This window comes from Streptomyces sp. E11-3, assembly GCF_046540415.1.
Lineage (GTDB): Bacteria > Actinomycetota > Actinomycetes > Streptomycetales > Streptomycetaceae > Streptomyces.
Map to the genome: position 1 here is coordinate 1,678,728 of NZ_JAZGRL010000001.1, position 13,452 is coordinate 1,692,179.

The window sequence follows — 13,452 nt, forward strand, 5'->3', positions numbered from 1 at the left end:
GCATTCGAGCGGGAGCCGTGAAGTTGGCAGGAAATACCGCATGGCTCCTTCCTGCCATTTCTGTCCGCAACCGCACTGGTCCAGACTTGGATTACCTGGTGAGCGGATCCGCCGAAACGGCCACGGCGGTCAGCAGATACCCGGAACGGGCAACCCAGCGACCCGAGAAGCCTCCCGTCCGAATGGCCGAAAGAGGCCCACTGGAACTCGGATACATGCCATGGAACGTGCCGTCGGAGCGTAGCCGTACGGTGAAGTCCCGAAGCCCGAAACGGGTTCCCAGCCATGGCGAGAATGCCTTGTAGGAGGCTTCTTTGGCGCAGAACAGCAAGCGGTCGAGCGGCACCTCGGCAGCCCTGGAGAAGTCCTGTTCAAGCCAGCCGGACTCGGTGTCCGAAACGGTACGTGTCGCGACGATGCCGGGAAGCGGCTCCTGGGGCTCCGCGTCGATGCCGACAGCGGCGAACTCGGCGGCCCGGGCGACGGCGGCCGCGCGGTAGCCCCGGCAGTGGGTCATGCTGCCCACGACCCCCGTGGGCCAGCGCGGCGCACCCAGCGGTCCCGGCACCAGCGGCACCGGGGCCGTCCCCAGAGCGGCCAGCGCCCTACGGGCACAGCCCCGTACCGTCGTAAACTCCCTGCGCCGTTCGTCGAACACCCCGGCGACCACGGCCCGTTCGGCAGAAAAGAGACGGGCCGCCGCATCCGGGCCCGCGTCGTCGAACGCGTCACAGGCAAGGACCCCGGCGGGCACCAGGTCAGCGATCACGCCCGAACTCCTTGCCATGGGGCACCAGTGCCCATGGATGCTTGTGCGTCTGCGGGGGAAGTCTGTACACGCTGCGGGGTGAGTGTGAAGATGATGCACCGAAGATCACGAGGAAAGAGTAAACACGGGGGTGTGACTCGATGCTCGCGAGGTTAGGTTTCGACCACCTTACCGACGAGGTGTACAAGACGCTGATCACCGGCCGTCATCAGCGTGTTGACGAGCTGGCGGCAGCGCTCGGACAGCCCGAGGGCGCGATCCTCGCCGCCCTGGAACAGCTGGAGAAACTCGACCTGCTCCGCCCGTTCGGCGACGGGCTCGGCCAGCTGGTGGACCCCCGCCTCGGGCTGCAGTCCCTGCTGCTGCAGCAGATATCCGAGATCGATGCCCGGGTGAAGGCGTTCGACGAGGACCGGACCGCCGTCCTGGGCCTCATCGACCAGTACACCGACCTCCCGTCGGGATGCGGGGAGCCCGGCAGCTCGTTCGTGGCCGGCCGGGAGGCCGTGACCGAACGGCTGCGGGAACTCGCGGGCGCGGCCGACACCGAGTGGCTGGCCTTCATCCCGGGCGGCGCCCCGTCCGTGAGCTGGCTGGAGACCGCCCTGTCGCTGGTGCGGCAGGTCCAGGACCGCGGCGTGACGACCCGTACGGTCTTCACCGACAGCATCCGCACCGACACCAGGGAAGCACTCCAGAGCGCGTGGCAGGAGGAACTCGGCTGCCGGGTGCGGACGGTGCCGTCGCTGCCCGTACACATGCTCGTCGCCGACAGATCGGTGGCCCTGCTGCCCGCGGACCCGAACGACCCCTGGCGCAGCGTCATGCAGATCTCGACGCCCGGCGCACTGGCGGCCATCACGGCCCTCTTCGAGGGCGTCTGGGACAGCGCGCTCCCGCTCGGTACCTCCACCCAGCCTGACGAGCACGAACTCACCTCACGAGAAAGAGAGTTGCTCCGCCTCCTGGCGCGCGGCCTGACCGACGACGTGATCCGCAGACGGCTGGGCGTCTCGCTGCGTACGGTGCGCAGGATCGTCGCGGACCTCTGCACCAGACTCCAGGCGGAGAGCCGCTTCGAGGCGGGATACCAGGCCGCCAAGCGGGGCTGGATCTGACGACGGCCAGGAGGACTCTGCCAGGTGGCCGACGCCAGAGTCCTACCAGGGCGCCCGGCAACTTGCTCGCCGCGAGTTGCCGGTGCGCTGCCTGGCCCGGCCGGTGACGCATCGACCAGCATGCATCCGAGGTCGACGGCAAAGGGCTGGACAGATCAGGCCTTTGCCGACAGATGCGGTCACACGAACGGACGGGGAATCGGATAGCCATGGCGCAGCCACGTCCCACGGAGACGGAAGACGCTCAGGCGAAGCCCCCGTCGCTATGGCGCAATCGCGACTACGTGTACTGGTGGTCGGGGAACGGCCTGTCCACGCTGGGCACCAGCGTGTCCACGCTGGCCTTCCCGCTGCTCATCCTCTACACCACGGGATCGGCGACGCAGGCCGGCACCATCACCGTGCTGCACATGCTCGGCAAGCTCGGCACCCTCGCGCTGGGCGGTGCGCTGGCCGACCGGGTGTCCCGCCGGGCCATCCTGTGCAGCGTTCCGCTGGTCGAGGCGCTGGCCATGGGCGTGGTCGCCCTGCTGGTGTACCGAGGCGATCCGTCGATCATCGCGCTGGATGCGATGGCCCTGGTCAGCGGGCTCGCGGCCGGGATGAAGATCGGCGTCTCGATGCCGGTGCTGCGTCGGGTCGTGCCCAAGGAGCAGGTCGCCAACGCGACGGCGCAGAGCATGGGCCGCGACATGGTCGCCCAGCTGATCGGCGCCCCACTCGGCGGCCTGCTGTACTCCATGGCCCGGTGGATTCCGTTCCTCTTCGACGCCCTGTCCTTCCTCTTCGTCACCGTGAGTTCCCTGCTGATCCGTCGGCCGCTCGGCCCGGACCGGCACACCGGCGACGAGCCGCGGCCCAGCCTGGCCTCGGACATGGGCGACGGCCTGCGCATGATCAAGAACAGTAACTACCTGTTGTTCACGATTATCTGGGGAGCTCTCCTCAACACCGTCGCGCAGGGCTTCACGCTGCTGTTCATCGTGCTCATCCACCACCGCGGCGGCGGGCCCACCGCGGTCGGTATGGCGACCTCGCTCGCGGTCGCCGGCGGTGTCATCGGAGCCGTCGCCGGACCGTGGCTGATGCAGAAGCTGGGCGCGCGGCGGGTGCTGCACCTCTCCTCGTGGGTCTTCGTGGCGAGCTTCGCCGTCGTGGTGGCGGTCCCCCAGCCCTGGCAGATCGGTCTGGTGATGATGGTCGGCATGACCAGCATGGTGCCGATGAACGTCGTCACCGAGTCGTACGAGGTCCGGCTGGTCCCGGACGCCTACCTGGGCCGGGTCGCGGCGACGAGCCGGTTCTGCTTCCAGGGCGTGCAGTGGATCGGTCCGCTGGCGGCGGGCATTCTCGCCGACGCGGCGGGGGTGGAGAAGGCCGTACTGATCCTGGCCGCGGCCATGACCCTGCTGGCGATCACACTGCACTTCGGCCGGCGCCACCTCGACGTACTGGACACCCCGCTGACCGAGGTGGAGGAACTTCCGCCCCCGTCGGCCGCCAAGGCGCTGCCCGCGTCCACCGCCGTTCCGAAAGGCGTGTCGGAAAGCGTGTCGGAAGGTGTGCCGGAGAGCACACCCGAGAGCACGCCGGACGAGGTCCGCACCGAACCATCAACGCAGTCAGGTGAGTTGGCCGCTGCGAGTAACCGGGACACGGGAGAGTCAGACCGATGACCGAGTACGCCGAGCCTGCCACGCGCAAGCTGCTGGCCTCCGACCACGACCGCGACCGGGTGGCCGACCGGGTACGGACGGCCGCCGCCGACGGGCGGATCGAGCTGGCCGAGGTGGAGCAGCGGATCGCCGAGGTCTACCAGTCCAAGACCCACGCCGAACTCGAGATCGCGGGCCGCGGCCTGCCCGAACCCGGCCCCAGAGACGCACTGGTGGTGGACCGCGAGCCCACCTCCCGCTTCGCCCTGGGTGTGTTCGGCGGGTACGAGCGCGAGGGCGAGTGGGTCCTGCCGCCCAGGTTCCTCTCCTGGTCGATGTTCGGCGGCGGCCGGCTCGACCTGACCGAGGCCCGCTTCAGCAACCAGGACACCGAACTCTGGGCGGTGGCCCTGTGGGGCGGCACCGAGATCGTCGTGCCCGACGACATCGAGGTGAAGGTCAAGGGCTTCGGCCTGTTCGGCCTGTTCGGGAAGCGCGCCGCCCGCGGCGGAGGAGGGAAGCCGGGCACCCCGCGCCTCGTCATCAAGGGTGTCGCCCTGTGGGGGGCCGTCGTGACCAAGAGCAAGGCGATGGGAAACAGACATCAGCAGCGGTGACGGCCTCGGTTCACCGATCGGCACACACATGAGGGAAACCATGGAAGATCTCGTTCTGCCCACGTCTTTGGTACGCGTGTCCGAAGGCCTCCGCTCCGGTGCGACCGACCCGCAGGCGTATGCGGATCAGACCAACGAGCGCATCGCCCAGGTGGACGACACGGTCCGGGCCTTCGTGGCCGAGCCCGACCGCGCGGACCGGCTGTCCACCGCGGCCAAGGAGCTCTCCGCCCGCGGTACCGAGCCGGATGACCGCCCCGCGCTGTACGGCGTACCGGTCGGCGTCAAGGACATCGTGCGGGTCGACGGGCTCCCCACCAGGGCCGGTTCGAAGCTGCCGCCTGAGGTACTCGATGGCCCGCAGGCCACGGTCGTGGACCGGCTGCTGAAGGCCGGGGCGCTGATCGCCGGAAAGACCGCGACCAGCGAGTTCGCCGTCACCGCGCCCGGCCCGACCCGCAACCCGCACCGCCCCGAGCACACCCCGGGCGGCACGAGCAGCGGGTCGGCCGCGGCCGTCGCCGCGGGCATGGTCCCGCTCGCCATCGGCACCCAGACCATCGGATCGCTCATCCGCCCCGCCGCGTACTGCGGAGTGGTCGGCTTCAAGCCGAGCCACGGACGTATCCCGCTGGACGGCGTGATCCCCACATCGCCGACCTACGACACCCTCGGCACCCTCACCGCCACGGTCGCCGACGCCGCGCTGGCCGCCGCGGCCCTGTGCGACGACTGGCAGCCGTCCCGGGCCGTCTCCGGCCGGCCGGTGCTCGGCATCCCCGACGGCCCTTATCTGAGCTTCGCGGAGCCCGAGGCCAAGGCCGCGTACGACGAGCAGGTGGCGGCGCTGCGCACGGCGGGGTACGACATCGTGCGCGTCCCCATGTTCGAGAACCTGGAGCAGGACGCCTTCGAGCTGTTCGTGGTCAACCTCTACGAGCTGTCCCGGGCCCACGCCGACTGGTTCGGCCGCTTCGAGGAGCTCTACGACGAGCGCACCGCGGAGGCGATCCGCCAGGGCCAGGGCGCCCAGGAGTCCGACTACGCCAGCTCGCTGAAGCAGCGTGACGCGTTCTGCGAGCGTCTCGCGGCGTCCACCGACGAGCACGGCGTCGACCTGTGGATCACCCCGGCGGCCACCGGTCCGGCCCCCCTCGGCCTGGACAGCGCCGGTGACTCGGTGATGTCCCTGCCGTGGAGCGGCGCGGGACTGCCCTGCCTGACCGTTCCCACCGCCCGCCCGCAGGGGGCGCTGCCGCTCGGGCTCCAGTGCGTGGCCCGGCACGGCGGCGACGAGCGACTGCTCAACTGGGCGCTGGGCCTGGAGAAAGTGCTGTCGGCGTAGGACCACACGCCGTGAAGGGACGACAAGTGGGCACCTCAGTGGAGATGGGCATCCTCGCGACGGGCATGGCCTTCGGTGAACGGCGCCGCGTCGCCGAGACGGTAGGCACGTATGTGCCCGACCCCGAGGTCGTCATGGGCCTGGGATACGAGACCTATCACCATGCGGCCGACGGCGTCACCGCGACCGGCCTCGCGGCGCAGGCGGCCCGCGAGGCCCTGGAGAACGCGGACCTCGCCGTCGCCGACGTGGATCTGATCGTGGTCGGCAACTCCGACGTTCCGGAGTATCTGGGCTGGGACTCCTCGGCGGCCGTGGCCAGAGAGCTGGGCGCACACGGCACACCCACCGTCCTGTTCACCCAGGCGTGTGCCGCCTGGGCGATGGCACTGGACCACGCGGCGGGTGCCATGGCCCTCTCGCCGGACGTGGACACCGTGCTGGTGACCCTGGTCAACGTGCTCAGCGAGGCACACACCAACCGGATGGACTTCAACGGCGCCGTCGCCAGTGACGGCGCCGTCGCGGCCGTCCTGCGGCGCGGCCACCCACGCTTTCGCCGACTGTCGTCGGCACGCTTCACGAACCCCGAGTTCGCGGATCTGTTCCGCCTGGAGTTCGGCGGTTGTGCCGCTCCCGTGCCGCCCGCGGGCCAGAGCGATCTGCACATGGACCCGATGGTCGGGGTCTACCGGCACTTCGACCGGGACCCCGAGCGTTTCCAGGGCTTCGTGAAGGAGATCAACGGGCGGCTCGCGGACGTGGTGGACCAGGCGCTGGCCCGTGCCGGGCGAGACCGTTCGGAACTCGCCCGTCTCATCTACCTCAACGACAACCAGCAGGCGATCCGGGAGGCCGCTGACGCGGTCGGCATCCCCATCGAGCGCACCAATGCCGAACTGGCCCGCGAACTCGGCCACATAGGCGCCGCCGACCAACTGATCTGCCTGTGGCGGCACATCGAGGACGGCGACCTGGCGCTCGGGGATCTCGTGGCACTCGCGGGTGTCGCGGCCCCGGGTATGCACTGGTTCTGCACGCTCATCGAAGTGTGACGAAGTATCGACGTGTGACGGCGTATCGGAGTGCGGCGACGTCACGGACCCGCGGAAGGAAGCACCATGCCCGACGGCCCCCACACCGCACCAGCGGCGACACCGCCCCTGTGTGAAGAGGAGATCGCCCGCTTCGTCGTCGAGCGGTTCCTGCCCGGCGTCGACACCGGCGACCTCGACCCGGAGTACGACCTGCTGGCCACCGCGGTGATCGACAGCCTCGGTGTGCTGCACATCGTCGGCTGGCTGTCCAAGCAGTACGGCATCGTCCTGCCCGACCGCGAACTGGCCAGCAGGAACTTCCGCTCGGTGCGCACGATTTTGGCCACGGCCGAGCGCGCGGCAGCCGTTGGGGCTCAGCCATGACCCGCTCGTTCGCGGCGGTGTTCGCCGAGCGCGCGGCCGCCCAGCCGTCGGTGCCCGCACTCATCTGGGATGACCGCGCGGTCAGCTACGGCGAGTTGTCCGCCATGGCCGCCCGGATACGTACGCAGGTGGAGTCGGCCGCCCCGGACGCCAGCCGCCCGGTCGGGCTGTACGTACGGAAGTCGCCGGAGACGGTGGCCCTGGCCCTGGGCTGCCTGCTGGCCGGGCGCAGCTTCCTGCTGCCCTCCGGTGAACTGCCCGACACCCCGCTGAAGGAGCTGTACCAGCAGGCCGGATGTGCCGCCGTACTCGGCTTTGACCAGGGCCCGCTCGTCGACCGGGTGGTGGACCCGGCCGCGGTTTCCGCGAGTGCCGACGAGCACCTGGCACCGGCCGCCGTCGCCGACGACGCGACCGGCTTCATGCTCACCACATCGGGCTCGACCGGACTGCCGAAGATCGTTCCGCTGACGTCCGGGGCGGTCACCCGGTTCGCCGCGTGGGCGTCGGAGACCTTCCAGATCACGACGGGCACCACCGTCCTCAACTACGCGCCCCTCAACTTCGATCTGTGTCTGCTGGACGTCTGGAGCACGCTGGCGTACGGCGGCACCGTCGTCCTGGCCGACCCGGACCGGGGCACATCCGCCACGTATCTGCGTGACCTGGTCGTCGGCCACTCGGTGTCCGTGATCCAGGGCGTGCCGCTGCTGTTCCAGCTTCTCGCCGAGGCGGCGGCCGAGAGCGGACCGCTCCACACCGTCGAGCACATCATCTTCGCGGGCGAGAGCATGCCCGCGCGGGTGATGGACGCGCTGTCGCCGGTCGTTCCCAAGGCCCGCTGGTACAACAACTACGGCTGTACGGAGACGAACAACAGCTTCCTGTACGAGGTACGCCGCGACCAGCCGGTCCGCGCCCCGCTGCCGATCGGCCGCCCGCTGCCCGGCGTGAGCTGGCTGATCACCGGCGACGACGGGCGGGCGCTGACCGGATCGGGGCAGGGCGAGCTGCTCGTCAACACCCCGTTCCAGACGGCGGGTTACGTGAACGTGCCGAGCGGGGAGAAGTTCGGCCCGCATCCGGACGGTGTCCCCGGCCTCGTCTACTACCGCACCGGCGACGTGGCCACCCGGCACGAGGACGGTTCGCTGAGCGTGCTCGGGCGCACCGATTTCATGGTGAAGGTGCGGGGCTTCCAGATCAGCACGCAGAGCGTCGAGAGCATCCTGCTGGAACACCCGGATGTCGTCGAGGCCGCGGTCATCGCGCTCCCCGACCCGATTGCCGGGCACCGCCTGCACGCGCGGCTGCGGCTGGCCGAGCCCGGCTCCGTACATCCGCTGGCGCTGCGCCAGTACTGCGCGGAGCGCACCGTACGCGCGGCGATCCCCAGCGTGTTCGAGACGGTGGACGAGCCGCTGCCCAGGACCTCCACGGGCAAGGTCGACCGTAACCGGATCAGGGATTCCCTGCTGTAACACCCCGACGACGAAGGGCCTGTCTTTCAGCCGCGCGCCGCGCGGAACGCCCTGACCGCTCCGCTCACCGCGGAGGCGACGACGATCAGCGCCGCGGCGGTGGCCACCTCTCCCGGCGTCGACCAGTCCTTGTTGGTGTCGGCCAGGAACTCCGGGTTGAGGAAGTCCTGCCGGTACAGGACCCAGGCCAGCGGCAGCGCGAACACCGCCTGGGCGAGGGTGTACGCGGCCGCCAGCGGTACGGTCCAGCCGCGCAGGGCCACCCGGGCCAGCTGGACCACCACGAGAGCGGCGAGGCCGAACAGGACCGGCCAGATCCAGCCCGACCACAGGGCCGGGTCGAGCAGCTCGATCCGCTCCCCGTCGCCGTCGAGGCGATAGGGCTTCGCGGTGTGCTGCCAGACGATCAGGCCGAACAGCAGCGCGTCCCACACCGCCCCGGCACCGGCCAGCACCGCGCCGCCCTTGTCCGGCCGCCGGATCTCGGGCAGGTCGTCGGGGGTCCAGGGGCGGGTCCGCAGGGTCATGCCGTCCCGGCCGCGTACCCGCTCGGCCACAGCGAACACCAGCGTGAGCCCGGCGAACATCTGGGCGCCGAGCGTGAACACCGTCTCGACGCCGGTGCCGATGGCCGCGCCGAGGTCGCCCGAGTCAACGGCCTCGAGCAGCACAAGCCCCACGGTGATCACGGGCAGCACGGAGCTGAGCAGCATCACCAGCAGGCGGATATACGTCGGGTAGAGGTCAGGCCCGATCAGCGCGAGCGGCCGGTCCGCGTAACGAGCGGCGCACCGCACCGGGTCGCCCATCTCACTGAGCACCTCGCGCTCCGCCGAGCGCGGGTCGGCCGAGCCGCTGGCCTCGACGGTGTCGGCGATCGTGGTGCGCAACTCGTCGCCGATGTCATCGCGCTGGTCGGCCGGGAGCCGCCGGACGACCTCGTACACGTAGCGCTCGGTCAGGGTGCTCGTGCTCATTCCTTCTCCTTGGTAAGTCGTGAGATCGAGGCGACCAGGTCCTGCCACTCGCGCTCCAGGCCGGCGCGCACCCGGGAGCCGTCGGGGCTGACCCGGTAGAACTTCCGCGGCCGGGATTCGTCCGTGTTCCATTCACTGGTGAGCAAGCCCTGCTTCTCCAGTCGGCGCAGCAGGGGGTAGAGGGTGTTGCCGTCGACGGTGACGCCCGCGTCGTTGAGCGTCTCGAGCAGCGCGTAGCCGTACTGCGGCCTGCGGAGCAGTGCCAGGCAGGCCAGTACGACCGTCCCGCGACGCAGCTCCTGGGCCTGGCCAAGGGTGAGCTCTTCTACGGTCACGAGAGACACAATACTGTGTGGCACACACCAATGTCCATCACACGCCGAACCGCCCAGGACGCCGGACTGCCCAGGACGCCGGACCGCTCAGGACGCTGGACCGCTCAGGACACGGCGGTCAGATACATCCCCGAGGGCCCGGACCCCGCCGTGTTGCGGCAGCCGTAGTCGCCGGTCGGCTTGGCGTAGATCAGGGACAGGCAGCGGCCCTGGCCGAGCTGGCCGTAGTAGTTGGGGTGCATGGACGCCTGCACCGGCCCCTGCGTCTCGTTGCTGTCGATCCAGCGGGCCCACTCGCTGGTCGTCGCCGACGGGGGCTGGTCGGCGGTCACCAGGCGGCTTGTCGTGGCGCACACCTCACGCCCCTGGAGCATGTCGCGCAGGTCCAGGAACTGGGCGCCCTTGGCCGTGGCCACCGCCTGCAGGCGGTCGGCGATCTGCGGGACCAGCGAGTCCCGGGCCCAGTCGGAGTCCTTGTTCCAGAACGGGCAGCCGCCGGTGCTGACCCGCGACCAGCCGCTCTCCGAGTAGCGGTTCTCGCTGCCGCGCGGGATGGGCGACGGGTACGACTGGAGGACGATGCGGTAGGCGGAGGCGGAGTAGCCGGCGCCGGACATCACCGCGCGGATCTCGTCGATGGCCTTGCCGACATCCGCCATCGCCGTGTCCATCTTCGCGTCGACCACCGGCTGCTGGTCGTCGTGGCAGTAGGACCACCAGATGATGTAGTCCTTCGCGCACTTCTCGATGATGGACGCGAAACCGAGGTCGTTGCCGCCGATCGAGAGAGCGATGACCTTGACGTCGTTCGCGGCGGCGATGCTCGCGAGCTGGTCCGCCTGCGGAGCCTCGCCCTTGTACGCCTGGCCGCCGCTCGCGGCCCTGAAGACGTTCCGGGTGGTCGCGCCGGAGCAGGCGATGTTGATGAGGGCCTGGGTCGTCCCGGTGGCGCTGTGCACCTCCGCGGAGTCGGAGCGGTGGCATCCGTTGGCCGCGGTGGGCCCGTACACCTGGCTCGCGTCGTAGGTGCTGCCGGTCCACGCCCGGTCGGTTCCGTTCCGGCTGCCGCTGTTGGTGAGGCTGTTGCCCCGCCAGCGGCCGGCCTCACCGGAGATGTAGCTGTCGCCCATGGACACGATCGCCGTGGGCCCGGACCCGGGGCTCGCGGCGGCGGTGCCTGCCCCGGCGCCGGTGACGGTCGTACCGAGGGCGGCGAGCGCGACGGAGAGCCCGAGGGCGGCACGGCGCCAGGCGGCCCGTCTGGGCCGGACCCGTCTCTGGCGGGATCCTGACATACGGGTGGTGCGAAATCCGGACACGGCGAACTCCATTGTTCGGCCACGCCATGGGTCCGGAATCGGACATGCGGAGAGACCCATGACGGTGTGGCGTGGGGACGTGGGGCGGGCCGCCGGCCGGTGGCATGGCGGAATCTCGCACGCACTGGCTTGTTACCGCTAGGTAGCGTCAGGTCTCGTTTCCGTCACGCCGCCGAGTCGCCGCTCAGCAGGGGCTTCGCGTTTCTTCTGTCCCGACTCTTGCGTGCCGCCACAGACGCCAATAGAAAGGAAAGGTTCCTAACAGTCGGGAGACGACCATGCCCCTTCCCTCTCTGAGATGGCACCCCCCACCGTCCCGGCCCCGGCGCCGCCACCGGCGCAAGCCGTTCCGGATCGCCCTGGCGACGCTGCTCGCCGCCGTCCCCGCCGTAGTGGCGCTGACGGTCAGTCAGGCCGCCGAGCCGACCGGTCTCGATGATCCGGTGAAGAAGGAGATCGCCCTGCAACTCGTCTCCAGCGCCGAGAACTCGACGCTGGACTGGCGCGGTGAGTACGACTACATCGAGGACATCGGCGACGGCCGCGGCTACACGGCCGGGATCGTGGGCTTCTGCTCCGGCACCCACGACATGCTCGAACTCGTCGAGTACTACACCGACCAGGTACCGGACAACCCGCTCGCCCCCTACTTGCCCGCCCTGCGCGAGGTCGACGGCAGCGACTCGCACGACGGTCTCGACCCCGGCTTCACCGACGCGTGGGAGCAGGCCGCGCAGACCCCCGCCTTCCAGGCGGCACAGCAACACGAGCGCGACCGCGTCTACTTCGACCCGGCCGTCTCCCGGGCCAAGAGCGACGGGCTGCGGGAGCTCGGCCAGTTCGCCTACTACGACACCCTGGTCATGCACGGCGATTCGGGCTTCGCCGCGATCCGCGCCGACGCCCGCGGCAGCGCCGACACCCCGGCCGACGGCGGGGACGAGACCGCGTACCTGCACGCGTTCCTCGACGCGCGGGTGGAGGAGATGAAGAAGGAGGCCGCGCACGAGGACACCAGCCGCGTCGACACCGCCCAGCGGGTCTTCCTGAACAACGGCAACCTCGCCCTGGACACCCCGCTGACCTGGCACGTCTACGGCGACAGGTTCCACATCGAGGACGACCCGAGCCCCGGCCCAGAACCGACCGAACCAGGCGGCGGCGACGAGGAGTTGATCTCGCGGGGCAGGCCCGCGTCCTCGTCATCCGACGAGAACGGAGACCTGACACCCGACAAGGCCGTCGACGCCGACCCATCGACCCGCTGGGCCAGCGCGGAGGGCTCCGACCCGCAGTGGATCCGCATCGACCTCGGCGCCGGTTCCACCGTCTCTAAGGTGAAACTCACCTGGGAGGCCGCCTACGCGACCGACTACCGGATCGAGTTGTCGGCCGACGGCTCCCACTGGACCCGCCTGGCGAACGAGACGTCCGGTGACGGCGGTACCGACGAGTGGGCCGGCCTCAGCGGCAGCGGCCGCTATCTGCGGGTGTACGGCACCGCGCGCGGCACCGACTACGGCTACTCGCTGTTCGAGGTCGAGGTCTACGGCACGGGCGGCTCCGACCCGCCGGATCCGGTAGGCGCGTTCACCGTCGTGGGGGCCGGAGACATCGCCGACCAGTGCGACCGCGGGGAATCCGGCTGCCAGCACTTCAAGACCGCCGCCCGGGCCGAGGCGATCGATCCGGCGTTCTACATCACGATGGGCGACAACCAGTACGACGACGCCCACATCGAGGACTTCCGCACCTACTACGACAAGTCCTGGGGGCGCTTCAAGGACAGAACCCACCCGGTTCCCGGCAACCACGAGTCCTACGACGACTGGGAGAACCGGGACGAGAAGGCCTACCGGGAGTACTTCGGGGACCGTGCGACGCCCCAGGGCAAGATGTGGTACTCGTACGACCACGGCAACTGGCACTTCGTCGCGCTGAACTCCAACCGCTTCGACGAGAAGGAGCAGTTGGACTGGCTCAGGGCCGACCTCGCCGCCAACCGCAAGAAGTGCGTGGCCGCTTACTGGCACGAGCCGCTGTTCAGCTCGGGCAGCCACGGCAACGTCCCGGTCAGCAGGCCCGTGTGGGACCTCCTCGAAGGTGCCGACGCGGAGCTGGTGCTGAACGGGCACGACCACCACTACGAGCGGTTCGCCCCACAGACCCGTGACGGTACGGCCGACCCGGACGGCATCGTCCAGGTACTCGGCGGCGCGGGCGGCAAGGACCTCTACGGTCCCGGCGACACCGTCCAGGACAACAGCCTGAAGCGGATCTGGGACAAGTTCGGTGTCGTGAAGCTCAACTTCACCGACACCGGCTTCCGGTCGCAGTTCGTCGAGACGGACGGAACCGTCCTCGACACCAGCCCCACCTACTCCTGCCACTGACCCACTGACCCACTGACCAGCG

At 69.9% G+C, this 13,452-nt stretch carries 12 protein-coding genes and 1 pseudogene; 9 read left to right on the plus strand and 4 right to left on the minus strand.

The genetic code is table 11. From position 1 onward, the window contains the following. Positions 1–91: 91 nt before the first annotated feature. Positions 92–769 carry a 4'-phosphopantetheinyl transferase family protein gene (locus U9R90_RS07615; protein ID WP_411055625.1) on the minus strand — a complete coding sequence of 226 codons (678 nt, stop codon included), beginning with the start codon at positions 767–769 and terminating at the stop codon, positions 92–94. A 140-nt stretch (positions 770–909) separates the two neighbouring features. On the opposite strand from U9R90_RS07615, the gene U9R90_RS07620 reads away from it, so the two are divergent. The 7 genes from U9R90_RS07620 to U9R90_RS07650 all read left to right on the plus strand — a co-directional run bounded on the left by U9R90_RS07620 (position 910) and on the right by U9R90_RS07650 (position 8,406). Continuing rightward, the gene (locus tag U9R90_RS07620; RefSeq protein ID WP_411055626.1) at positions 910–1,887 is read left to right on the plus strand and encodes a LuxR C-terminal-related transcriptional regulator; all 978 of its coding nucleotides are present in this window, start codon (positions 910–912) and stop codon (positions 1,885–1,887) included. 209 nt (positions 1,888–2,096) lie between these two features. Then, the gene (locus U9R90_RS07625; protein ID WP_411055627.1) at positions 2,097–3,563 is read left to right on the plus strand and encodes an MFS transporter; all 1,467 of its coding nucleotides are present in this window, start codon (positions 2,097–2,099) and stop codon (positions 3,561–3,563) included. After that, the gene (locus tag U9R90_RS07630; protein ID WP_411055628.1) at positions 3,560–4,159 is read left to right on the plus strand and encodes a DUF1707 domain-containing protein; all 600 of its coding nucleotides are present in this window, start codon (positions 3,560–3,562) and stop codon (positions 4,157–4,159) included. Before U9R90_RS07625 ends, U9R90_RS07630 begins: the two co-directional genes overlap by 4 nt. A 40-nt stretch (positions 4,160–4,199) precedes the next feature. After that, entirely contained in the window at positions 4,200–5,504 is a 1,305-nt protein-coding gene (locus U9R90_RS07635) for an amidase (RefSeq protein WP_411055629.1), read from the plus strand. Positions 5,505–5,530: 26 nt separating this feature from the next. After that, positions 5,531–6,559, plus strand: coding sequence for a 3-oxoacyl-ACP synthase III family protein (locus U9R90_RS07640; RefSeq protein WP_411055630.1), 1,029 nt, complete (start codon positions 5,531–5,533; stop codon positions 6,557–6,559). Between the two features lie 66 nt (positions 6,560–6,625). Continuing rightward, positions 6,626–6,925, plus strand: coding sequence for an acyl carrier protein (locus U9R90_RS07645; protein WP_411055631.1), 300 nt, complete (start codon positions 6,626–6,628; stop codon positions 6,923–6,925). Beyond that, positions 6,922–8,406 carry an AMP-binding protein gene (locus U9R90_RS07650; RefSeq protein ID WP_411055632.1) on the plus strand — a complete coding sequence of 495 codons (1,485 nt, stop codon included), beginning with the start codon at positions 6,922–6,924 and terminating at the stop codon, positions 8,404–8,406. Before U9R90_RS07645 ends, U9R90_RS07650 begins: the two co-directional genes overlap by 4 nt. A gap of 26 nt (positions 8,407–8,432) precedes the next feature. Here U9R90_RS07650 and U9R90_RS07655 read toward each other — a convergent pair whose 3' ends face one another. From U9R90_RS07655 to U9R90_RS07665, 3 genes are all read right to left on the minus strand, one after another. Continuing rightward, a complete protein-coding gene (locus U9R90_RS07655; protein ID WP_411055633.1) occupies positions 8,433–9,383 on the minus strand; it encodes an HAAS signaling domain-containing protein in 951 nt (316 codons plus the stop codon). Further along, positions 9,380–9,718 (minus strand): PadR family transcriptional regulator, encoded by a 339-nt coding sequence (locus tag U9R90_RS07660; protein ID WP_411055634.1) that lies wholly within the window; start codon positions 9,716–9,718, stop codon positions 9,380–9,382. Before U9R90_RS07660 ends, U9R90_RS07655 begins: the two co-directional genes overlap by 4 nt. A 104-nt stretch (positions 9,719–9,822) precedes the next feature. Continuing rightward, positions 9,823–11,037, minus strand: coding sequence for a GDSL-type esterase/lipase family protein (locus U9R90_RS07665; protein ID WP_411055635.1), 1,215 nt, complete (start codon positions 11,035–11,037; stop codon positions 9,823–9,825). 278 nt (positions 11,038–11,315) lie between these two features. Here U9R90_RS07665 and U9R90_RS07670 point away from each other — a divergent pair. Together U9R90_RS07670 and U9R90_RS07675 are read left to right on the plus strand one after the other, a co-directional pair. Then, a pseudogene (locus U9R90_RS07670) lies at positions 11,316–12,152 on the plus strand (chitosanase); the annotation flags it as partial. 57 nt (positions 12,153–12,209) lie between these two features. Beyond that, positions 12,210–13,430, plus strand: a complete 1,221-nt coding sequence (locus tag U9R90_RS07675; protein WP_411057671.1) for a discoidin domain-containing protein — start codon at positions 12,210–12,212, stop codon at positions 13,428–13,430. Positions 13,431–13,452 lie beyond the last annotated feature (22 nt).

What these genes read in the sequence shown, in the direction of transcription:
- U9R90_RS07650 (WP_411055632.1), top strand. Translation starts at nt 6,922, where the DNA reads ATGACCCGCTCGTTCGCGGCGGTGTTCGCCGAGCGCGCGGCCGCCCAG.
- U9R90_RS07655 (WP_411055633.1), bottom strand. Translation starts at nt 9,383, where the DNA reads ATGAGCACGAGCACCCTGACCGAGCGCTACGTGTACGAGGTCGTCCGG.
- U9R90_RS07625 (WP_411055627.1), top strand. Translation starts at nt 2,097, where the DNA reads ATGGCGCAGCCACGTCCCACGGAGACGGAAGACGCTCAGGCGAAGCCC.
- U9R90_RS07630 (WP_411055628.1), top strand. Translation starts at nt 3,560, where the DNA reads ATGACCGAGTACGCCGAGCCTGCCACGCGCAAGCTGCTGGCCTCCGAC.
- U9R90_RS07635 (WP_411055629.1), top strand. Translation starts at nt 4,200, where the DNA reads ATGGAAGATCTCGTTCTGCCCACGTCTTTGGTACGCGTGTCCGAAGGC.
- U9R90_RS07645 (WP_411055631.1), top strand. Translation starts at nt 6,626, where the DNA reads ATGCCCGACGGCCCCCACACCGCACCAGCGGCGACACCGCCCCTGTGT.
- U9R90_RS07620 (WP_411055626.1), top strand. Translation starts at nt 910, where the DNA reads ATGCTCGCGAGGTTAGGTTTCGACCACCTTACCGACGAGGTGTACAAG.